The sequence below is a fragment of the Paenarthrobacter ilicis genome (assembly GCF_016907545.1).
GTDB lineage: Bacteria > Actinomycetota > Actinomycetes > Actinomycetales > Micrococcaceae > Arthrobacter > Arthrobacter ilicis.
This window is the reverse complement of the sequence record NZ_JAFBCD010000001.1, coordinates 3266463-3286283: the sequence shown is the minus strand read 5'-3', so window position 1 is coordinate 3286283 and position 19821 is coordinate 3266463. Positions and strand designations below refer to the sequence as shown.

At 61.5% G+C, this 19821-nt stretch carries 21 protein-coding genes; 5 read left to right on the top strand and 16 right to left on the bottom strand.

Annotated elements, in window-relative coordinates; genetic code table 11:
* Positions 1–34: 34 nt before the first annotated feature.
* On the bottom strand, positions 35–2080 hold the full coding sequence (locus tag JOE60_RS14950; RefSeq protein ID WP_167267195.1) for an FG-GAP-like repeat-containing protein: 2046 nt from the start codon (positions 2078–2080) through the stop codon (positions 35–37).
* A 156-nt stretch (positions 2081–2236) separates the two neighbouring features.
* Positions 2237–4420 (bottom strand): transglycosylase domain-containing protein, encoded by a 2184-nt coding sequence (locus JOE60_RS14945; RefSeq protein WP_167267193.1) that lies wholly within the window; start codon positions 4418–4420, stop codon positions 2237–2239.
* A 219-nt stretch (positions 4421–4639) separates the two neighbouring features.
* Between JOE60_RS14945 and JOE60_RS18380 the strand changes: the two genes are divergently transcribed.
* Together JOE60_RS18380 and JOE60_RS14940 are read left to right on the top strand one after the other, a co-directional pair.
* A complete protein-coding gene (locus JOE60_RS18380) occupies positions 4640–5128 on the top strand; it encodes a DUF5956 family protein (protein WP_338112569.1) in 489 nt (162 codons plus the stop codon).
* A complete protein-coding gene (locus JOE60_RS14940) occupies positions 5125–5628 on the top strand; it encodes a DUF6301 family protein (protein ID WP_204814942.1) in 504 nt (167 codons plus the stop codon). The genes JOE60_RS18380 and JOE60_RS14940 overlap by 4 nt, the downstream gene beginning before the upstream one ends.
* Here the strand turns inward: JOE60_RS14940 and JOE60_RS14935 are convergent.
* The 3 genes from JOE60_RS14935 to JOE60_RS14925 are packed head-to-tail and all read right to left on the bottom strand — an operon-like array spanning position 5622 to position 8159.
* Entirely contained in the window at positions 5622–6416 is a 795-nt protein-coding gene (locus JOE60_RS14935) for a methyltransferase domain-containing protein (RefSeq protein WP_167267188.1), read from the bottom strand. The two genes, JOE60_RS14940 and JOE60_RS14935, sit on opposite strands and share 7 nt — an antisense overlap.
* Positions 6417–6429: 13 nt before the next feature.
* Positions 6430–7389: a methyltransferase gene (locus JOE60_RS14930; RefSeq protein WP_167267186.1), complete on the bottom strand. Its 960-nt coding sequence runs from the start codon at positions 7387–7389 to the stop codon at positions 6430–6432.
* On the bottom strand, positions 7386–8159 hold the full coding sequence (locus tag JOE60_RS14925; protein WP_204814941.1) for a hypothetical protein: 774 nt from the start codon (positions 8157–8159) through the stop codon (positions 7386–7388). Before JOE60_RS14925 ends, JOE60_RS14930 begins: the two co-directional genes overlap by 4 nt.
* A 217-nt stretch (positions 8160–8376) precedes the next feature.
* Between JOE60_RS14925 and JOE60_RS14920 the strand changes: the two genes are divergently transcribed.
* On the top strand, positions 8377–9789 hold the full coding sequence (locus tag JOE60_RS14920) for an MFS transporter (RefSeq protein ID WP_167267180.1): 1413 nt from the start codon (positions 8377–8379) through the stop codon (positions 9787–9789).
* 23 nt (positions 9790–9812) lie between these two features.
* Here JOE60_RS14920 and JOE60_RS14915 read toward each other — a convergent pair whose 3' ends face one another.
* The 10 genes from JOE60_RS14915 to JOE60_RS14870 form a co-directional block, all read right to left on the bottom strand.
* Positions 9813–10481, bottom strand: coding sequence for a hypothetical protein (locus JOE60_RS14915; protein ID WP_167267178.1), 669 nt, complete (start codon positions 10479–10481; stop codon positions 9813–9815).
* Positions 10478–10819: a PadR family transcriptional regulator gene (locus tag JOE60_RS14910; RefSeq protein WP_167267175.1), complete on the bottom strand. Its 342-nt coding sequence runs from the start codon at positions 10817–10819 to the stop codon at positions 10478–10480. Before JOE60_RS14910 ends, JOE60_RS14915 begins: the two co-directional genes overlap by 4 nt.
* A 77-nt stretch (positions 10820–10896) precedes the next feature.
* Entirely contained in the window at positions 10897–11652 is a 756-nt protein-coding gene (locus tag JOE60_RS14905; RefSeq protein WP_167267172.1) for a hypothetical protein, read from the bottom strand.
* Positions 11653–11694: 42 nt separating this feature from the next.
* On the bottom strand, positions 11695–12195 hold the full coding sequence (locus tag JOE60_RS14900; protein ID WP_204814940.1) for a sensor histidine kinase: 501 nt from the start codon (positions 12193–12195) through the stop codon (positions 11695–11697).
* Positions 12196–12347: 152 nt separating this feature from the next.
* The gene (locus JOE60_RS14895; protein WP_167267170.1) at positions 12348–13922 is read right to left on the bottom strand and encodes a carbohydrate-binding domain-containing protein; all 1575 of its coding nucleotides are present in this window, start codon (positions 13920–13922) and stop codon (positions 12348–12350) included.
* Between the two features lie 26 nt (positions 13923–13948).
* Entirely contained in the window at positions 13949–14737 is a 789-nt protein-coding gene (locus JOE60_RS14890) for a polyphosphate polymerase domain-containing protein (protein WP_167267167.1), read from the bottom strand.
* Positions 14734–15420, bottom strand: a complete 687-nt coding sequence (locus tag JOE60_RS14885; protein ID WP_167267164.1) for a DUF4956 domain-containing protein — start codon at positions 15418–15420, stop codon at positions 14734–14736. The genes JOE60_RS14890 and JOE60_RS14885 overlap by 4 nt, the downstream gene beginning before the upstream one ends.
* Positions 15417–16574 (bottom strand): GtrA family protein, encoded by a 1158-nt coding sequence (locus tag JOE60_RS14880; protein ID WP_167267161.1) that lies wholly within the window; start codon positions 16572–16574, stop codon positions 15417–15419. Before JOE60_RS14880 ends, JOE60_RS14885 begins: the two co-directional genes overlap by 4 nt.
* A complete protein-coding gene (locus JOE60_RS14875; RefSeq protein WP_167267159.1) occupies positions 16571–17551 on the bottom strand; it encodes a phosphodiester glycosidase family protein in 981 nt (326 codons plus the stop codon). Before JOE60_RS14875 ends, JOE60_RS14880 begins: the two co-directional genes overlap by 4 nt.
* 85 nt (positions 17552–17636) lie before the next feature.
* Positions 17637–18224 (bottom strand): DinB family protein, encoded by a 588-nt coding sequence (locus tag JOE60_RS14870; RefSeq protein WP_167267157.1) that lies wholly within the window; start codon positions 18222–18224, stop codon positions 17637–17639.
* A gap of 73 nt (positions 18225–18297) precedes the next feature.
* Here JOE60_RS14870 and JOE60_RS14865 point away from each other — a divergent pair, with 73 nt between their 5' ends.
* Together JOE60_RS14865 and JOE60_RS14860 are read left to right on the top strand one after the other, a co-directional pair.
* Positions 18298–18606, top strand: a complete 309-nt coding sequence (locus JOE60_RS14865) for an MmcQ/YjbR family DNA-binding protein (RefSeq protein ID WP_167267154.1) — start codon at positions 18298–18300, stop codon at positions 18604–18606.
* A gap of 10 nt (positions 18607–18616) precedes the next feature.
* On the top strand, positions 18617–18928 hold the full coding sequence (locus JOE60_RS14860; protein WP_167267152.1) for a hypothetical protein: 312 nt from the start codon (positions 18617–18619) through the stop codon (positions 18926–18928).
* Positions 18929–19000: 72 nt separating this feature from the next.
* Here the strand turns inward: JOE60_RS14860 and JOE60_RS14855 are convergent, their stop codons facing one another.
* Positions 19001–19813 (bottom strand): bifunctional allantoicase/(S)-ureidoglycine aminohydrolase, encoded by an 813-nt coding sequence (locus JOE60_RS14855; protein ID WP_167267149.1) that lies wholly within the window; start codon positions 19811–19813, stop codon positions 19001–19003.
* Positions 19814–19821: the final 8 nt, after the last annotated feature.

Here is a 19821-nt window from a genome sequence, read left to right as displayed (position 1 = left end):
GGGAAGCGCGCAGAGCGGGCCCCGCAACATCCCGTCAGCTGACGGCTGTCACCGAGTTCCAGCCCGAGCCAAGGTGTACCCGGGGGAGCCATCCGCCCTTTCCGTTACCGGGATAGAGCCAGAGGGTTCCTGCACCATCGACAGCGTGGACGTCGGCTGTTCCGTCCCCGTTGAAGTCACCCGCTCCGAGGATGGTTGTCATCCCGTTCCATCCGGATCCGACCTGAACACGGGGCTGCCAGAAGTAGTTGCCGCCCCGCGGGTACAACCAGAGATTTCCGGAGGAATCCCGGGCGAGGAGGTCGGGAGTGTCGTCGCCGTTGAAGTCACCCGGTGCAATAATGGCGGTCATCACGTTCCACCCCGAACCAATGTTGAAGGGACCCATCCAACTCCCCTCCAATGTTTGGTAGTACACCCAAAGGTTTCCCGCTGAGTCACGGGCAACGATGTCTTCCCGGGAATCGAAGTCCATATGGCCCGGTGCAAGGATGGCAGTGATTCCATTCCATCCCGGACCAACCTTCAGTCGTGCCGTCCATCCTCCCTTGCCGTCACTGGGGTAAATCCAGAGAGTCCCTGACGAATCACGGGCCAGGATATCTGCGTTCCCATCTGAGGTGAAGTCGCCGGTGTTGATCGTTGACATGGTCTCCCAGCCATACCCGATCGGCTTGAAATCCCAGGACCAACCGCCCATGCCATTGCCCGCATACAATGACATGGTCCCGGCGCTGTCCCGCACCAGAACATCCGCTTTTCGGTCACTGTTGAAATCATTCTTTGCCCGCTCGATGCTGAGCGTTAAGTGGTCAGTCACCACTGCGGGGTCAATGCCGTTTGACGCTGTAACCCTAAAGGAGTATCGTCCCGGCATTTCTGGTTTACCGCTGAGTTCCCCGGTCTCGTCATTCAACCGCAATCCCGGAGGCACTGATCCATCAGAGACCTGGTACTTTGGCGCGGGCGATCCTGTCGCAGCGAACTTGAAAGAGTAGGAGACCCCCACCGCGCCTTGGTCGGGAGGAGCGGACTGAGTGAACTTCGGTGCGGCGTCGTTGCCGTCGATAACGGTGACGGTGTCGCTGCTGCTGTTGGCTACATATACCCGACCGGTCGCCTGGTTGACGCCTACGTCCTTCGGAGAGTACCCAGTTGGCACTCGGCTGAACGTTCCTCGGACGCCGTCAAATACGGTCACGTCAGCACTGGCTCCAGCCGCGAAGACCTTATTTGTTCGTTCGTTGACGGCCACGGCATAAAGCGAGCCAGGAACCTTCAGGTAGGAGACCGCATCAGTGTCTCCCTCAACCACCATCAGCTTGTCGGAGAAACCGGTGCCAACATACAACTTGTTGGTGGTCTCATTGACGGCTAGTCCAAACCCAATGGTGTACTGATCCAGGTTTTTGGGAGTGTTTGTTGCGCCGTCAATTACCGCGACGGGGCCGGCATAGCTTGCGACGTAAGTCTTGTTGGCTCGTTCATTAACCACTACAAGTTCTGGCGCCCAACTGCCCGGAAGCGGGATGTTTGTCGCAGTGTTTGTAAGCCCGTCGATAACTGTTGCGGATTTCGTGCCGGAGTTGGCTACATAAATCTTGTTGGTTTTCTCATTAACTGCAATCCCGGCGGGGTCCTTTGCCGTCGGTATTACAGTTGTGGCTAGAGTCGTTCCGTCGATGACAGTTACGCTCGGAAGGTCGCCGTTGGATACGTAGATCTTGTTGGTTTTCTCATTCACTGCCAGCTGGGACGGGTATGCCACCGCGATGTCAGTCACCTCTTCGGTGGTTCCATCAATCACCGAAACGGTTTGGCTACTCCTGTTAGCCACGTAGATTTTATTGGTGGCTTGGTTGACTTCCACGTCGTACGGTGCCGAGCTCACCTTGATGGTTCTGGTGTTGTTACTCGCGCCATCGATCACCGTAACCGAGCTGGACTCGTGGTTTGCGACATAGATTCGATTGGTTGTCTCGTTGATGGCCAGGCTTTCTGGCCCATCCCCGGCAGGCACGTCCACGACCCGCACAGCAGCCGAAGCAGGCACTGCGAGTGCTAGGGATGAAGCGCTCAAAACCAAAATAGTGGCCAGTGCGGCACGTGCCTTAGTCCCTACGCGATGCATCCGTATACCCCCATGGAAAACTGAGGCCACCATTGCCCACGCGAATTATATCGGTCTGCTGGTCCCACGGGGCCGCCCCGCCGAGCCGGGGCCTCGTAAACGCCCCTAGCGGCGTGGGGTGACCGGCACGGGGGTAACCGGGGCCGGCGGTGGCGGGGGTGCAGGTACCGGGAAGGCGCCACTTGGGTACAGCGCGGTTGCTTCCATCATGTAATTGGCCCACTGCGGCCCGGCGATCATGTAACCGTCCAGGGACTTGTAGAACTTGTTGTTGATCGTGACGCCCTGCCCGGCGCGCTGCTGCCCGGCTGAGGTGTCGCCAAAGAACGACGCCGTAGCCAGGGTTGTTGTGTAACCGGCAACCCAGGTGGCGCCATTGTTGTTGGACGTTCCGGTCTTTGCTGCCACCGGGACACGGCTCTGGACCTTGGGTTCGATGTAGACGCCCGAGCCCATTTTCAGCACGTCCTGCAGAACAGCCGTCACACCGCGGGCCACTGCAGGTTTTACGGCGTCCCGGCATTGGGGCGTTTGAGCTTCGAACTGCCTGCCTTGGGCGTCCCGGATCTCCGTAATCGCGATGGGCGCGCAATAAGTGCCATCGTTGGCGAAGGTTGCGTATGCGCTGGCAAGCACCACGGGCGCAACGCCAATGGACCCCAGGAGGTTTCCTATTTGGTGCATGTTTACCGGGGCATTATCCAAACCGCTGTGGAGACCTACAGTGTCCACCATTCGTTGAATGCCGCAGAAATCCAGCTGTGCGGCAGTGGCGAACGTCGCCGTATTGATGGAGTTGTACAGGCCGTAATTGATGGGCATGGAACGGTAGTAACCGGCGTCGTTGTTTTGCAGGTCATCATCGGCGCCAAGATTGGCCGCCTTTTGGGCTGTGCTGTAGCCGCCCATCACCTTCCCGCAGCTGTCACGCCACGGGAAACCCACGGGATAGACCCGTCGGGAAGCATCCACCACCCCGGTGGGATTCTTGCCTTCGTTGAGCCATTCTGCGTAGATGAAGGGCTTCATGGTTGAACCGGGTTGGAATCCTCCGGCACCGTTGAGGTCGTAACCATTCTGGTCCTTGGCATCCACATTGAAGTTTAGTTGGGTGTCGTATTTTCCTTCCTCGGGAACGAACACCGTGTTTTGGGCCATGGCCAGGATTTTGCCGGTGCCGGGCTGGACCGTGGTCATGGCCGCACCCCATTTGTCAGGGTTTTCGCCGGCCGAGGCGTCAACCTGTTGCTGGGCTGCTGCCTGGAGCCTGCTGTCCAGAGTGGTGGTGATGGTGAGTCCACCCCGATAGAGGAGCCGTTCACGTTCATTCAGGGTGGAACCGTACTTCTGGTCGTTGAGGATCAGGTGGGAGACGTAATCGCAGAAATAGGTGGCAATCGACGCGCCGGCGCAACCCTGCAGGGAGGGCGTGATGTTCAGTTCCACCGGTGTTGCCGCTGCCACCCCATGATCAACGGCAGTGATTTTTCCCTGCGCCAGCATTCGGTCCAAAACCAGGTTTCGCCGGACCCGGGCCGCTTCCGGATCCACAGTGGGATCGTAGATGCTGGGTCCATTGACCAGGCCGGCCAGGAGAGCAGCCTGGGGGAGGGTCAGATCTTTGGCCGAGGTGCTGAAGAAGTACCGTGAGGCTGCCTCGATTCCATAGGCGTTCCTGTTGAAAAAGACGATATTGAGGTAGCCCTCAAGGATCTGGTCCTTATTGAAGCGCTTCTCCAGCTCAAGGGCGAGCTTGACCTCGCGGAGCTTGTCTCCTACGGTCTTTTCACCACTGAGGACAACATCCTCCGGGCGTCCGTCCGACAACCGGGATTCGTTGAGGACGTTGGTGACATATTGCTGCGTCAGCGTCGATGCGCCTTGGCGGGTTCCCTTGGTGAAGTTGGATGTCAGCGCCCTCATGATCCCCTGCGCGTCCACACCAGGATGCTCATAGAAGCGGCTGTCCTCAATGGCCACGATAGCTTCCCGGATGAACGGTGACATCTCGCTCAGCGGGACTTTCACCCGGTTCTCCGCATAGAACGTGGCGATGTGCTGGCCGTCAGCGGAGACCACCGTGCTGGACAGGGAAGGGGAATCGACGTTCAGTTCGCTGGGCAGGCTTTCGTAGAATCCAATGGATCCGCCCACCGTGGTGCTGGTGAAGGCAACTACCGGAACCACGAAGCCGGCAATCAGGACACCGCACAGAATACTCACGATGAAGTAACCGATGATCCTCAGAAGGACCCTGCCCAGACCAAGCTTTGGACCAATCCGTGCCATTTCCGTGCCAATCCGTAGGGATGTCCGGCTGAAAAGTAGCTACAGAATACGTCGGCCTGGGCCGATGTTCCATGGGTCGGCAAGGGAAAGCGGGCCGCAATTCAGGAAGACCAGTGCCCGTCGGTCTGTACGTTGAGGGTGCGAGGCAAAAGTCCCGTATCTCTTTGGCGTCCTCGGGGAGCGCACGAGCTGTTTGACACCGCCCTCCAGTCGTGAAGGATGGTGGGCATGACGGATGAGGCGTGGGCATGCCCTGAATTGTCGGAAACACCTCAGGATTGGATAGTTGCCACAGAGAACGGCTGGGGGGCTTTGGTTCTGTGGGCTGCAGGACCGGACCACTCAGCGAGGGTTCGCGCAGCACCAGGCCCCCGGTACGGTGTGATGTCACGACGGCTTCCAGAAGGCGGGGAAGAAAGTCGGCCCTACAAGTTGACGGCGGCCGACCTCTCGTTGATCGACGACGACATTGATGAATACCTTGCAGAGGCGGGCATCCCGCCCCGCCCCCGGGGATTCGACTGGTACATACAGCGTCCCTCCATTGTCGGAGTAGACGACGAAGCATTCTGGGCTGAAATTTGGGAAGCAGCAACCGAAGGTCTTCCTGCCACTGGAGCGCGGCCATCGGCATTGGCAGGCCCTGTAGGGGTAACTATGGCTGGATTCTATAAGTGCGAGAACCTGGAACGAGGACAAAATTCATGACGTGGAAATCGATGCCGCCAGCTGAGGTCTGCGACACCATGGACTTCTGGATCACTTCACCCTGGCCTTTGTCGGAGGACGAGGTCCAACAACGTGCTGTGGAGCATTTCGGTTGGACTATCGAAGTCGAGAATGACACGCCATATCTCATGAACACGGTGTCCAACTTCACCCTTCCGGACGTGATGACCGTCCACTCCAAAGGCGTAATGATGCAGATAGAACTGGATACAACGGACAACATCCGGGAGGTTACGCCCGTGTCAACAGCGTTTCTCAATGATGCCTTCACGCTGATGGTCCGGGAAGGCCAAGCGAGGTGGGGAAAGCCAACCGTAAAGCGGCGCGGTGTCGGCACAGCAGCACGGTGGGACGTCGACGGCGGGGCAAGAGTATCGTTCCACTTCCTTCCCAGGGGTGTTTCCGCAAAGTACGAGACGCCCCAGGGTGCGGAGCTTGACCGGAAGACCGCAGACCTTGTCATAGGCCGGGGTCAGTGATCCATGGCGGACTCCTGGCGGACCAGGCAGAAATACGCCATACCTAGAACGCCTCGGTAGCCATCTTCGTAGGCTGCTCGCTGTTCCTCGTATCGGCTACGGACCTGTTCGGCGGCGGGATGGTCGTCGTCGTGCGCTTCGAGCCATCGGGTAAACCGGTGTCGATATCCAGCCTCGAAGACGTCCCACTCTTCAAGGCTTGCTTGGTCGTCGTCCTCCACTTCGAAACCAGCAGACCGGATCTGATCGCGCAAAGCATCGTGAGTCAGGAACTCGTCATCACGCCCAGAGAGCGGCGCTGTGGCAGCCGGATGAGGCGTTGCTGACCAGATCGCCTCGCTGTAAACGAGCCGGCCGCCCGGACGCACCAAGCCGTGCAGGGCCTTCAGGGCTGCGGCGTAGTCCAGTGGCTGGCCATCCTCTACCGGCAGCCCCCAGATCTGGCTCGCCCCAATGCAAATGACTGCATCTGCGGGGCCACCCAGGGATTCTTGCCCAGGCATCGAATGAAACGTCGCTCTGCCGGGCAGTCCGCGAACCAAGGCTTGTTGCCTCGCCCGGTCGATGAACGTGGCAGCACTGTCTATCCCACGCCCTTGGGCCTGTGGTGCCGCCGACAAAACCCTAAGTAGCAACTCACCCCACCCGCATCCCATGTCCAGAACTTCCGCCGGAGCTGGGTCGGACAGGAAAGCCACCATATGTGCGGCGCGTTCCTCGGAGAGGGGAGTGAGCCACGTGAGGGACTCGTAGAGGGGCGGCAGTTCCGGGAATGTCCTATCGCTCACATCAACGATGTTCTCACGGCCCATAAAGCGGGTCTTGGGTGTTCGAGTTTCGTGTTCCCGGCAGGCGGGGGACCCAACAGCTGACAGTTCCGCGGTATTTCTGGAATTCGACGCCGAATCGTTCTTGTAGGTCTGATTCCTCGAGCGGCCTCACGGCGTAATTCCACACCAGGGATCCCGCGACTGCGTATGCAACCACAAGCCAGGAGTGGAGCATCAGGCCGATCGCTGCGCCTTGAACGATCCCTGCTACGGCCATCGGATTACGAACCCATCGGTACGGCCCTGCAATGACCAAACGGTTCGCCGTCGCCGATGGCAATGGCGTTCCGTCCCCCAGTGTGGACATTGTTACTGCTGACCAAATCCCAAGGGCGCTGGCCAACACCAGGAGCACGACCCCGACTTCGCCCGCAAAAGAAGGAAATGAAAGGCCTACAGTCCAGCGCTGTTCAACGGCCGCCAAAACACCGGGGATTATCACAAGGAATAAACCCCAGAAAAAGATGAGTTGGCCAAACGTTGAAACGACGTGTTTCGCGGACTTAGCGCGGCTTCTGGCGGGGCGGAAGGCAAAGGGGCCGCGGACAATTCGCTCAGTTGGTACACGTCCCAGCACGATGAGGCAAAGAGCGATGACCGAGCCGCCGGCAGCAGCCGCCATGATCACAACGCCCCACCCCGCTTCAGTTGTGGCCGTAGCGTAGACGGCCAAAACAAGGGACACGACGCCGGTCCAACTGGCACTGATTACCGCGGCAAACCTGATACCAAAGGCCGCCAACGCGGATGCCACCACGAACAGTGGAATGTCGAAAACAGCGACGGCGACGGGATCCAAGCTACCCAGAGTCGCCTCGCGCACTCCGGACGAGACAAAAACGGCAATCCACCACAGGGCGCCGGCAATCGCCTGAAGGCCGAAATAGGCTCGCCCCCATTGCGCGCTGCGGGTTACAGCTTCACTCTTCACGGCGACTTCGAAGCGGTGATCTCCCGTGCGGGGACGACCGCGGCATTCAGAACTGCTCTTGTCCCGACGGGCTGTTGGATCTCAACTGTAAAAGGTGTGCCCGGATTTCCTTGGCAAGAGGCCGACGTTGCTCCCGAAGGGCGCACGCCAATGACAACTTCCACGGTGGATTCGGTTTCGGTGAGTTGGACCAGTCCCAATCGCCCTACAGCGTTTTGACCAGAGTTGCAGTCGACTTCGGTGACGAGGAGCGCAATTTTGGTCGACTCGGGGCTGACCGGCTGTGAGGGGTCAAGAGTTACCAAGCCGGCGCTCTTTTCCCCGAGGTCGAGGGTGGGTGCGCACGTTGAGGACTCCACAATGTCCCATACAGGCTTTTCAGATTGTGAGGACATGGAGTTGGTGGAAAGGACTATGTACTCATAGTCACGGATGTCGCCCCGGCCTGTGTCTTGTGGAATGGCCAGCTTATTCATCAGCATCACGCGCCCGGCGCTTTCCTGCGCGATCAACCATTTGTCGGGCATGATCGCGTCGACGCCGCGGCCGGAGAGAGCCGGTGCGGCCTCCGGGCCCAACTCTGTGGCTGGCCTCGGGTTCTCAAGCGCCTGGACTGGGACCTTGTTTCCTTGGCACAGCGCCACGTCGAGTTGGTTTGGGGAAGCCGTTTCAATGGCGGGCATGGCAGGCGACGAACACCCCGCTCCCAACAACGTCAGGACCACGCACGTGGTTGCCGGAAAGAGTGCGTTTCTACGTTGTTCCCCCATGCAGTACAGGGTATGCCTCTCCACGGGGAATGCCATGGCCCAAACGTACTAGGGATCACTCAAAACCCTTGACCAGGCCGCCTCCCAGCCCTAGAGTTCTCTGATATATGAGTCATATGTCACATTGTGATAGTCCCCAGCGGGGACTTGAGCCTCGTGGCCGGACGCCCGCAGGCCATCAGCGAGATGCGCTGAATCCGGAAGGGAACACATTTCAATGACCAATCCGCCAGGGACGACGGCCGCCGTCGATACCTCCACACCCAACGAGACAAGCTCCAGGTTCAAACGCCGCTTCATGTTCCGGCTGGTCGCTGTGTTCATCGGCGGAATGTTCCTGGACGGGTACATCCTCGGAATCATCGGGCCTGTAACCGGGCTGATGAGGACCGATCTTCAGCTGGACGCCCTGTCCCTGGGCTTGATTGCTGCGGGCCCGCTTGTTGGCATATTCGTGGGTTCGCCGCTGGCCGGCTGGGCCGCCGACAAGTTTGGCCGCAAGCCCATGTTCCTGGTGGATATGGGCTTGTTCCTGGCCGCTTCTGCAGCCCAGTTCTTCGTGACTTCCGGGGACGGCGCCGTGATCCAGCTGGCCCTCATCCGGTTCATGATGGGCGTCGCTATCGGAGGCGAATACTCCATCGGTGGGCCGCTGCTGTCAGAATTCTCCCCGCCCAAACTTCGCGGACGACTGCTGGGACTCACGCTCATCGCGTGGTACGTCGGTTTCATGGTGGCGTTCATTATCGGCACACTCCTGCACGACGCCGGCACTCCCTGGCGTTTGGTCATAGGCACCAGCACGGTACTCGCCTTGGTCCTGTTTATCGCCCGCTTCGGCCTCCCGGAGTCGCCCAGTTGGCTCATCACCAAGGGGCGGCGGGACGAAGCGCTCGCCATTGCGCGCAAGTATATTGAATCGCCGCAGATGCTTAACAGCATCACCGAAGAAATCGATCTGCGGATGATCCAGGAGGCCCAGGCTGCGAAGGACCGGACCAAAATCAAGAATGCCTCGGTGGGAATGCTTTTTTCGCGGCAGTACTGGCGGATCACCCTCTTCACTGCAGGTTTCTGGTTCTGCGCAGTTACTCCGTACTTTGCCATCGCAACTTTCGCCGATGAAGTGCTCAGCCAATTCGGCCTGAGCGGCGGTTGGGCCGGGGGAATTGGCCTGTCCGCACTGGCGACGGCGGGCGTCGTCACCACCGTGCTTCTCATCGACAAGCTGGGCCGCCGGATTCTCACCGTTCCCGGGCAGTGGATTTGCGCAGGCATCCTGCTGATCATTGGTCTGTGGGGGAGTGCGCCCGCGATCGTTATCCTGGGCTTGTTCCTCGCGTTCTCCTTCTTCAATGCCGGTTACACCACCATGACCCAGGTTTATCCGTCAGAGGTCTTCCCAGGCCACCTGCGCGGTATCGGCACTGGCTTCGCTGCGGCCTTCAGCCGCGTCGGCGCCGCGCTCGGCACGTTCGCTCTGCCATGGGCGATCACCAACATCGGAATGGGCCCAAGCATGGTGGTGGCCGCCGTCGTCGCGCTTTTGGGTGCTGTCCTGTCGCAGTGGCTCGCACCTGAGACCAAGGGGCGTACCTTGGCGGAGATCTCAGCAGACCTCAAGCATTGAAGTCAGCACTCTAGGGGCGGAGTTCATCCCACATAGGTGGTGCCGTCTTCGTGGGTGTAGATGACCCTGCCTCTGTGGTCCACGGGGAAGCTGTCAATCATCTTCCCCGTGGCGGTGTCTATGATCACCACGGAACTTGTGGGCCATGACGGGTCCGGGACGGCGGTGTAGTCGGTGTCGTCCGGTGTCAGTTGTTGGCCCGCTTCATGCTTCGCCCGGTTGAAGTAGTCCACAACGGTTCCCGTGTTGGTGTTCACAGCCACTATCTCCGGAGGACCCGCCGGGGTGCCATCGAGGAACGACGAGTTCCACCAACCTTCGTACCCTCCAATGTTTTCCTCGGCCATGGCGGCCCTAAGCTGCGCACCGTCCGTGATCGTGGCCGGTGTATTCGCCTGGATGCCGCCGACGACGATTGCGGCCAACGCCGCGACTGCCCCTACAGCTCCAAAAACCAGCTTCATATTGTCCCCCTTGATGATTCGTGACATGGAAAGGCTGCCACGGCGTTTTAGTTCGAAAAGTCTGGACGCAGCGGAGGAACGCACCGCGCCAACAAGCAGCGCGGAGCGTGGAATTCCCATGCCGGGCCCGTCGATGAGATCGGACCGCCACTGCTCCTCGCGGATTTCCCTTAGCCCCGCAGGCGTCAGTGCCACGCAGAGAGTGATGACGATGTCCTCGCCCTTCATGCGGTGATCCATCCAGGGGCGGCGGCAGAGGCCGGTGACGGAGCAGGCGATGGTTGAGCGACGGTTTTCGACTTTTGCGCCCGGACAAAATCCTGGGCCAGCGGTCGAGCCTCGCCCAGCAAACGGTAGTAGCGCCGCCGGGGTCCTTTCCGTTCCTCGGTTGTATCCCATTCCCCTTGGACCCAGCCGGCTGCTTCGAGTCGTTCCAATATGGGATACACCGTGCCAGGCTTCTTGCCAGTGACTTTGATGATCTGCAGCCCCCAAATACTCTCTGCAGACAGCAAAGCCTCAAGGACCAGCGCGGTGGCTGGCGTGACCCGTCCCAGACTTTCCATGGATTAAATCTAGCTATATAGATTTAGAAGTCAAGGCGATATTCAGGTCTCCAAGGATCCACGCTTCAGCAGGCCGCTCACCAGAGGGTCAACGGAGTCCGCTCCCGCAATCCGATCATGGCTTCCCTGAGGTCCGGATTATCCCGCCAGGACGGTAAACCGGCGGTGACACTGGATCCGATGAAGTCCATCATCTCCAAAACCCTGAACAGGCCAACGCCCTCAGGTGACCATCGAGCCTCGGGCGTGATCAGGGGCGTGGGGTGTGCCTGAACGCCCTGCGGCGGTGTGACGTCCATTGCCAGAATCGGGATGACCTGTTTAACCCCCGGCAGCGTGCTGAACCGGCGGGCCCCATCGGCGAGGCCTTCATGGTTGCGGCTGAAGAGGGCCTTGGACCCGATCCCGAACCGCCCGTTCCGTTTCTGCGTCCAGCCCAGCGAGAGTCCGGGCCAACTGACACCGTTGGGATCAATCAGGAAGATGGTGGAGCCGTGCAGGACGGCGTGCTCCAAGGGGAATTTGGTGTTCAAGGGTCGATTCGGTGTCCCGGGCGCCCGCAACCGGTGGAAGACTGTGACGCCGGGAATGACGGTTAGCATGTTGACCAGGGCTCCACTGATCCAAAGATGGCTGACGCAGCCGTCGCTGGCCCCTCTGCCCCACGGGGATGTGACTTGCCGGTCGCCGTAAACGCGCTGCCTTGGCCCGGAATCGTTGGACTGGTAGGAGCGGTAATCGGCGTTTCTCCAGGCCCAATGCGCGGGATCGATTTTGTACTTTTGCAGCTGCGATTCAAGGCTGTAGGGGTCGTGCGCGCCGTGCTTGACCAAAAATATCCTTTCCCGGATGACTCGGCCAGAGCATAAAGCACCTCAATCCAGTGGCAGCGTCACCCTCACACTGGTGCCGCGCCCGACTTCCGAGTCGATATCAACTGTCCCACCGGCGTCGTGCACCGCGATGGACATCATCAACAGACCGAAGCCGTGTCGCCGGCCGCTGGGCGCCGCGTGGATTTCGAACCCGTTGCCATCATCGGCGATGGTGAGCTGTATACCGTGGTAAACCGCGTTCAAGTGGACGGTGAGCTCGCTGGCCTCGGCGTAGTTGAGGGTGTTGCTGAAGGCTTCCTGCGCCACGTGGTACAGCAACGCAGCTGCCGAGGAGGAGATCTCGATGCCGTGGTGGGGGGTGTGCCAGCCAACGTGAACCCCGGTACGCCGGAGCGGTTCCGCCAGCCTGTCGATGCATCCGGCGACTCCCAGTGCATGGAAGTCCACCGGGTGCTGGTCCTGGATGATGCCCTTGACGGACATCACCTCGCTGAGGGTTGCTGACTGGTCCATTGTGTCCCCCACATCGTTGTGTGCCATACAGGAAGTTCGTTGCCAAAGCCCCGGAGTATTGGTGCTTTGCCTGTTTCCAGCGTGGCTCCGGCACATCAAGGTAGCTTTCCGTTTTGCTCAATTTCCCATCAAGTTTCAGGACCAGCCAGCGTTCCCTTGCAGCCGCTGATTGCGGGATGCTAGCGGCGGGCTCCTCCGCCTCCGGGACCCTGTGCCTGCGTGTACTGGCCGGCGGTCACGGTGCCCTGTTCCCGGGCCCCGTCAATGGATCCGGTGGTAAGGCCGGCCTTCGCCTCCGCGCTTCCGCCGGTGTACACGGTGTACGTTTCCCCGGCCTTGATCCCGGCAGCGGAGTACACCAGCGACGCCGTGGTTTTGGTGGTGACAAACGTCGCTGCCTCGGCACCGGTGGAGTCGACAATATGGATGGCAGTTCCGGCTGCAACGTCGGAGTCGAAGGTCAGCTGCACCCCTGATTGGGTGGAGGTGGTGCCCGGCGTAACGGCCATCCCGGCACTTCCTGCGGCGGCCACGGTCCCGCCGGTGACGGTGAGGTCGCCGTTGACGTCCAGGGCACCATTGCCGTCATTGGTGGGCCCGTTGACCACCACGGTCCCGCCGGAAATTGTTGCGCTGCCGTTGGAGTCCAGGCCGTCACCTTCGGCGTTGATGGTCAGGGTCCCGCCGGAAACGTCAACGGTGTAGTCGCCCGCCGTTTCGCCTCCGCCCGGTCCGCCCATGCCGCCGGCCGCGGCACCGGTATCCGTTGACGTTGAGGAACCACCTGATGCGTTCACGCCGTCGTCGTTGGAGGTGACTGCAACGTCTCCGCCGGAGATGGCGATGTGCTGGGCTTCCAAACCTTCCTCGGACTCGGCCACGGTGACCGTCCCCCCGCTGATGGTCAGGTTGTTGTAGGCCTTGACGCCGTCGTCACCGGCCTTGACGGTGAGCGCGCCGCCGCTGACCAGCAGCCAGCCGCGGCCGTCGTCGGCGTCGTTGTCCGATTTCACGCCGTCCCCGCCGGCGGTCACCTGGTACGCGCCGTCCAGGAGAACCGTGTAGTCCTTGCCCCGGATCCCGTCGTCCTTCGCATCTACGGTCACCTTGCCGGATGCCAATACCAGCCCGTCCTTGGACACGATCCCGTCGTTGTACTTTCCGTTGACGCTGAGCGAGCCGGGGCCGGCGATGGTCAGGTCTGCCATGGAGAAGAGCGCTGCATTGGGTGCGTCGTCGCCTTGGTCAGCGTAGGTGGTGGCATCCGTGAGGGTGTTGGTGGAGCCGTCTTCCAAATAGACGATTGCCTCATCGGCGCTTTGCACCACGAACGGTGAACCCGCGGAGTTGCCCAGGCCTACCCCGTCCAGGATGATGCGCACAGTGTCGCTGTCGCCCGCAGCAACCACGATCTTTCCGTCGCTCAGCGACCCGCTGAGGCGGTAGGTTCCGGCCGCGCTGATGGTGACCGTGTTGCCGTCAACCGTTACGCCAGTGGAGGACGACGACGTCACTTTGCTGCCGCCGTCGGCCAGGCTGACTGCCACTTCAGACGCGGCGTCCCACGTGAGGTCGTCACTGTCGTAGTGCGTGTCCTGGTCGATGGTGGCGACGGGGATGGCCTGCTGTGTGGAGGTGGTGGATGTACCGGTGGTGCTGCTGGACGTTGAGCTTGTGGTGGCGGCGGAGCAGCCTGCCAGCGAGATGGCCAGGGCTACGGCGGCAACGGAGAGGGAGGAACGGAAAGATCGCATGGTGGTTTCCTTTGTACGTGGGGGGATCAGATGGCGGGGCGCAGGGACATCCGGCGCCGGAGAGTTTGGTGCCAGCGGTTGGCCGGCAGTTCAGGGTGGAGTGCAGCCATTCCGGTGGCGAACTTTGAGATGCGGCAGGGTCGGACGCCCTGGGCCCACAAGTGCCTGTCCAAGGGTCCGGGGGCAGAGCCCGATTTGGTCTCAATGACCACGGCGTCGTCCAGCATCCACGGCTGGCCGTCGGGGCGCTGCCAGGTGACGGCCGAATCAATGGTGGCGCGGCTGCCCGCCCCAGGGAGGTACAGCGTGGTGCGCTGGTAGCGGGTGGCGAGCACCGGTGCCAAGGGCCCGGACATGGTCTGCCCGATTGCTGCGGCCAGAGTTTCGTTGACGTAGGCCAGGCCCTCGTCGGTGAGCCGGTCACGGTCGCACAGTTGGTAGGGGATGCGTTCCTTGACCGTGGCCTCGCGGGCCCCCTCGGTCTTGACCTCCAGGAAGCTCACGGCACTGTCCACGTAGGTACGGGTGCGGATTTTGAAGCGGCGCCGCCTGCCATGCGCCGCACGCATGTAGCTGTCCAGCGCGGCAGTATCGAAATACACGGAGTCGTAGTCGAAGATCCGCTTGCCGTCCATTTCCAGCACGCGGGCTTCAGCGGTGAATCCTTCCAGGATCCGCCGTGCCGTAGCCGATGGCACCAAGTATTTCCGGTCCACCCGGGTCAGCAGCGCAGCCTCCGTGGTGAGTTCTTCAAGTCCGACGGCGGGCAGCTGGCCCAGGTGCGGAAGGACCTGTTGGGCGTCCACGCGGCTCATGCCACACCGGCTGAGGTGGGGGCGGATGAACGGGTGGGCTGCGGTGTGGGGAGTTCCTGGGGTGCCGGGAGTTCCTGGGGTGCCGGGCTCAATGCGCCAGCAGGATCGTGGAAACCGAGTGCGGACTGGTCTGCCATCGCACGGCGGACCGCGTACCGTACGTCCACGATCGTTTTGTCATTCACCAGGTCCAGTTCCTGGATGGTGGCCGAGTGGACGGTTCCGTGAAGCACCTCTTCCAAGCGTGCGTAGAGCTCGGCTTCTCCAGCGATTGCCCGGTCCAGCACCACGGTCTGATGCCGGTAGGCGGGGAGGACCCTTGGGTTGTCGCCCACGAACATCACCAGCAGGACCAGCGCCATGAGGGACAGGGTCAGCCAGAGCGGCTCCACGCCGATGCCGGCGATCAAACCCAAAGCCAGCGCAGAGAAGTAGTAAGCAACTTCGTGCTGGGAAAGCTCTGTGGATCGGAGGCGGATGATGGACAAAACCCCGAACAGGCCCAGACCCAAGCCAACACCCGCCGCAGACCCGGACAGGGCCGTGGCCACTGCCAGGACGCCGACGTTCATGCCCAGGTAAGACACCACCAGGTCCCGTCGCCGGTGCCGGCGCAGGTAGAGGGCCAGGGTGAGGATGGCGATGGCTGCAAGGTCTGCCGCAATCAGGATCAGGGTATTCATCGGTTGCTCCGAAATCTCTTGGGGGATTGGTCTCCACTTTTCCGGGGGATGCTGTGCTGGAACTGTGCCGGTACCAAGCCGGGCATATGTGTTTTCCCGCGGTGCCCGGATTCCTCTCCGCGACCGGATTCCTGCCCGCGCCGGGTGAACAGCACCCGCTGCTGCACCGCATAGCTGACGCCCAGCAGGGCCAGTTCCGTGAGGATCTTGGCGGGCAGGTCCGGGACGGCCAAGGACGTGAGTCCCCACAGCGCCGCATAGTTCGCGCCGAGGAGCACCAGCACCAATCCCACGTACCCCACAGCCGCGGCACGCAGGGACGTGTCCCGGCCATGCTCAAAAACCACCCGGCGATTCACCATGAAGTTCAACGAGGCACTGATGACCCGTGCCCCAAGGACCGCCAGCAGCAGGGAATCCGTGACTCCTAAAAGAACCAGGAACAGCACCAGATCCACCACGAACGCAGACAGGGACGAGCCCAAAAATTTCAACAGGGGTGCATAGATCCGGACCGAATCGGCGATCGGACGGAAGTGGGACCCTGAATTGTCATTCAGGTACACGGTGGCAATCTCCACGGCGTCTATCCCGTAGCCCACCTGCTTGGCTTCCAACAGGAGGTTCAGCTCATACTCGTAGCGCTGCCCTCCCACAGAGAGAAGCCACGGGATCATGTCCGCCCGGTAGCCCCGCAGGCCCGTTTGGGTGTCGCGGATTTTCTGCCCCGTGGCCAGCATGAACAACCAGCGCGTCACCGTGTTGCCCACCCTGCTCCGCGCAGGCACATCTCCCGTGAAGGACCGGCACCCCAGGACCACGGCAGCCGTAACCCTGCTGACCCGGTCTGCCACAGCAAGGATGTCGGCCACGCCGTGTTGGCCGTCGCTGTCCGCGCACACCACGTTGTGGCCGGGGAACCGTTGTGCAATGAACGCAAATCCGGACTTCAACGCGCGGCCCTTGCCGCCGTTCTCCTGGTAACTGAGCACATGGCACCCAAGCCGGGCAACGGCGTCGAACGTTTCCTGATAGCCCGGCCCTGAACCGTCATCCACCACCACCATGGTGAGCCACGGGTCAGCCGCCTGGAGGTTCCGCACAAGCGTGATGAGCTGGTGGTCAGGCTCATACGCCGGTATCAGGATGATCATGACTGGGCGATGTAGAGGATGTCCGAGGTCCCGCGCTCTTTGTTTTCGCCGAGCGGGTTGTTCACCAGGGAGCCGTTGAAGTACATGGTGGACGAGCCGCCGCCATCAATGTTGTACGCCGTGGTGGCACCCAGGTCCTTCATGATCTGGGCCAGTCCGGTCATGGTGACACCGGCGCTATAGCCGGGGCTGCGGCCGTCCACCACCACGAACACCAGATGGTTTTCGTCAACGACGCCCACCGCCGTGCGCGGCTGTTCGCCTTGGATGGAGTGGTTGCCGAAGTTGGTATCCACCTCCACGTCCTCAATGCCGGAGGCGATCTGACCGTTGTCCAGCAGCGAGGGCCCAAAGGAGAGAGTGTTCCACACACCGTCCGCGATGAGCTGCCCAGCAGTGGTGGTGGTCTCGTCGTACACCTTCACGGTGCCGTCCTTATAGAAGGCGAGACCCTGGCGGGCGCCCTCATCCCGGTACACCACGCCGTTGCGGATCACGATCCCCGTGTCCCGGAAGCCGTAGTAGTCGCCATTGATGGCGAAGATCGCGTTGTGGTCTTCGGCGATCGCGGACGTAGTCTCGGTGATGTTCTCGCCATAGGTATCTTCGGCGAATGCCGACTTCAGCGTGGTGGCGTCATCAAGCACGACGTCGGCAACGTAGTACGTGACGGTGTCGTCACCGCTGCCTGTGGTCACCGTGGAGATGGTGACTCCTGTGCCGCCCTGGGTGTACGAGGTATCCGTGACCACAGCGCTCGCCGACGTGTCAGCGGACGTGTCGTCCGTCGTCGTGGTGGTACCGGCCTGGCTTGCCTCGTACTCCGAGACATTGGTGATTTGAGCGTGCGGAATGACGAAGCGGTCCAATGCCCACGCCGTGGCACCACCGGCAGAGAGAGTCACCGCCAAAACGGCGGAAATCACGGCGCGCCGTGTCCGGCCGCCCTTACGGTTATCAGTCTGTGGAGTAGTCATGCCCCATTTCTACGGAGCAAGGCTACGCCGGAGGTTTGCCCAACGTATGCGTGGGCTGTGAAGGCCTACCAGCGCCCGTGATTCTTCACCAGTGCTTGCGGTCCGCCTCCAGGGCTGCTTCCTCAAGACGGTAGCGGTGCGCGGCCAATTCCTCCGAATTGCGGGGTGGAATGTTGGGATCGTTGGGCCGCTGGCCCGCCGTTCCGTCGATGAACTCCCGGATGATGTCAGCGTGACCTGCATGCCGGGCCGTCTCCACGCACATGTGCACCAGGATCTGGTGGAGGGTCACGTCCTTCTTCTCCTCGGACCACCATGGCACCACCCCCGGAGCGTCAAGGGCCAGGGCCTCGATGGTGGCGTCACTGTGTGCGGCGGAGAAATGATGGAACTCCACGATTTCCGTGAGGGACTCGCTGGCCGGTGCCCACATGTCGGCGTCGGGCTCGGCGTCATCGGCCAGCCACGGCAGATCAATCCCACTTGGCCTGCCGAAGGTTTCACCGAAATATCCCAGTTCCACCGAGGCCACGTGCTTCACCAATCCCAGGAGGTTGGTGCCCGTGGGAGTCATTGGCCGGCGGGCGTCGTACTCGCCCAGGCCTTCGAGTTTGCCCAGCAGGTCCGCCCGGCGGCTCCGGAGATAGTGCAGCAACGTCGCTTTTTCGTCCATGGGTGCACTCTACCTGCGGGGCGGTGCGCCCTTCTCCCTTGCTGCGGAGTGTCCACCGGTGCCACAGTGAACCATGGCCACAGAAGCTGATGTCCGCAAGGTTTGCCTTGGCCTGGCCGGGGTAACGGAACGACCCAGCTGGGGCCAACCCGCGTGGTTCGCCAAGACGCTCATGGCCCGGATGTGGGAGGACGGGGTCCTCACGGTGAAGACCAACGAACGCGAGGCGCTCGCAGCCATGGAGCCGGACACCTATTTTTGGACGCCGCACCACGAACGGTCCCCGCAACTGCTGCTGATTCGGTTGGAAAGGATTGACGTGGACGAGCTCGACGAACTGCTGCAGGAGAGCCACCGAATCGCCGGTGGGCACGCAGGTTAGACTCGGCCCCATGGGGGACAACAACACACTTGGGGAACACAACCGCCCGACGCCGGGACGCGCAGTCCGTGCCGTCGTCGTGCCTTTGCTGGGGCTGATCGCCGTGATCGTGGGGCTGGCGGTGGCGTGGACCAACCAGCAGGCGAGCTTCGGATGGTTCGCCTATGCGCCCCTGAGCGACACCGTCTTCCTGGGGAACGGTATGACCATGGTCAGTCAAGGGACGCAGTTCGGGCTCGCCGTAACAGTCCTTGGCCTGCTGGTCCTCGCGTTCTGGGCGGGGCTCAGAATCGGCCGCCGCAGAATCGGCCAGGACCGCTGAGTTCGCCGGAAAACGACGAAATCGCCGGAGAGCTCCAGCGAACTGGCAGCTTTCCGGCGATCTCGGCGCGAATCAGGTGAGTTTCACCTGGCGGTTCATGTCCTTGTACAGCAGGTAACGGAACTCGCCCGGACCACCCGCGTAGCAAGCCTGCGGGCAGAACGCGCGCAGCCACATGAAGTCGCCGGCCTCCACCTCAACCCAGTCGTTGTTGAGCAAGTACATGGCCTTGCCCTCCAGCACGTACAGGCCGTGTTCCATGACGTGGGTCTCCGGGAAGGGGATCACTCCGCCGGGCTGGAAGGTGACGATGTTGACCTGCATGTCGTGGGCGAGGTCGCTGGAGTCCGTGAAGCGCGTGGTCTTCCAGACGTCGTCCGTGTCCGGCATGGAGGTGGGCTCCACGTCCTTCTCGTTGGTGACGAAGGACTTGGCCTCGAAACCTTCAAGGCGCTCGTAGGCCTTGCGGATCCAGTGGAAGGAGACAATGTCGTTGGAGACGTTCTCCAAGCCCCACTCTGCTCCAGCGGCCAGGTAGGCGTAGCCGCCCTCCTCGAGGTGGTGCAGTTCGCCGTCGAGGGTCAGGTTGACCTGGCCCTTGGTGACAAAGATGACGCCTTCAACGCCGGACTCGAACTCGGCCTTCGGTGCGCCGCCACCCGGAGCGATCTCAACGATCAGCTGAGAGAACGTGGTGGCAAAGCCGGAGATCGGCCGCGCGATGATCCACGAGCGCGTATTGGAGAATCCCGGCAGGTTGCTGGTGACGATGTCCGTCATGACGCCCTTGGGGATCACCGTGTACGCCTCGGTGACGATGGCCCGTTCCGTGGTGAGTTGGGTCTGCGGCGGCAGGCCGCCTTGCGGGTAGTAGTACTTGCCCATGCGAAATG

Bases quoted from the DNA above. Each gene is read 5' to 3' on its own strand.
- JOE60_RS14870 (WP_167267157.1), bottom strand. From the start codon at position 18,224: ATGGACGAAAAAGCGACGTTGCTGCACTATCTCCGGAGCCGCCGGGCG.
- JOE60_RS14875 (WP_167267159.1), bottom strand. From the start codon at position 17,551: ATGACTACTCCACAGACTGATAACCGTAAGGGCGGCCGGACACGGCGC.
- JOE60_RS14860 (WP_167267152.1), top strand. From the start codon at position 18,617: ATGGGGGACAACAACACACTTGGGGAACACAACCGCCCGACGCCGGGA.
- JOE60_RS14880 (WP_167267161.1), bottom strand. From the start codon at position 16,574: ATGATCATCCTGATACCGGCGTATGAGCCTGACCACCAGCTCATCACG.
- JOE60_RS14920 (WP_167267180.1), top strand. From the start codon at position 8,377: ATGACCAATCCGCCAGGGACGACGGCCGCCGTCGATACCTCCACACCC.
- JOE60_RS14945 (WP_167267193.1), bottom strand. From the start codon at position 4,420: ATGGCACGGATTGGTCCAAAGCTTGGTCTGGGCAGGGTCCTTCTGAGG.
- JOE60_RS14895 (WP_167267170.1), bottom strand. From the start codon at position 13,922: ATGCGATCTTTCCGTTCCTCCCTCTCCGTTGCCGCCGTAGCCCTGGCC.
- JOE60_RS18380 (WP_338112569.1), top strand. From the start codon at position 4,640: ATGGTGGGCATGACGGATGAGGCGTGGGCATGCCCTGAATTGTCGGAA.
- JOE60_RS14885 (WP_167267164.1), bottom strand. From the start codon at position 15,420: ATGAATACCCTGATCCTGATTGCGGCAGACCTTGCAGCCATCGCCATC.
- JOE60_RS14890 (WP_167267167.1), bottom strand. From the start codon at position 14,737: ATGAGCCGCGTGGACGCCCAACAGGTCCTTCCGCACCTGGGCCAGCTG.
- JOE60_RS14900 (WP_204814940.1), bottom strand. From the start codon at position 12,195: ATGGCACACAACGATGTGGGGGACACAATGGACCAGTCAGCAACCCTC.
- JOE60_RS14865 (WP_167267154.1), top strand. From the start codon at position 18,298: ATGGCCACAGAAGCTGATGTCCGCAAGGTTTGCCTTGGCCTGGCCGGG.
- JOE60_RS14855 (WP_167267149.1), bottom strand. From the start codon at position 19,813: ATGGGCAAGTACTACTACCCGCAAGGCGGCCTGCCGCCGCAGACCCAA.
- JOE60_RS14915 (WP_167267178.1), bottom strand. From the start codon at position 10,481: ATGAAGGGCGAGGACATCGTCATCACTCTCTGCGTGGCACTGACGCCT.
- JOE60_RS14925 (WP_204814941.1), bottom strand. From the start codon at position 8,159: ATGGGGGAACAACGTAGAAACGCACTCTTTCCGGCAACCACGTGCGTG.
- JOE60_RS14910 (WP_167267175.1), bottom strand. From the start codon at position 10,819: ATGGAAAGTCTGGGACGGGTCACGCCAGCCACCGCGCTGGTCCTTGAG.
- JOE60_RS14940 (WP_204814942.1), top strand. From the start codon at position 5,125: ATGACGTGGAAATCGATGCCGCCAGCTGAGGTCTGCGACACCATGGAC.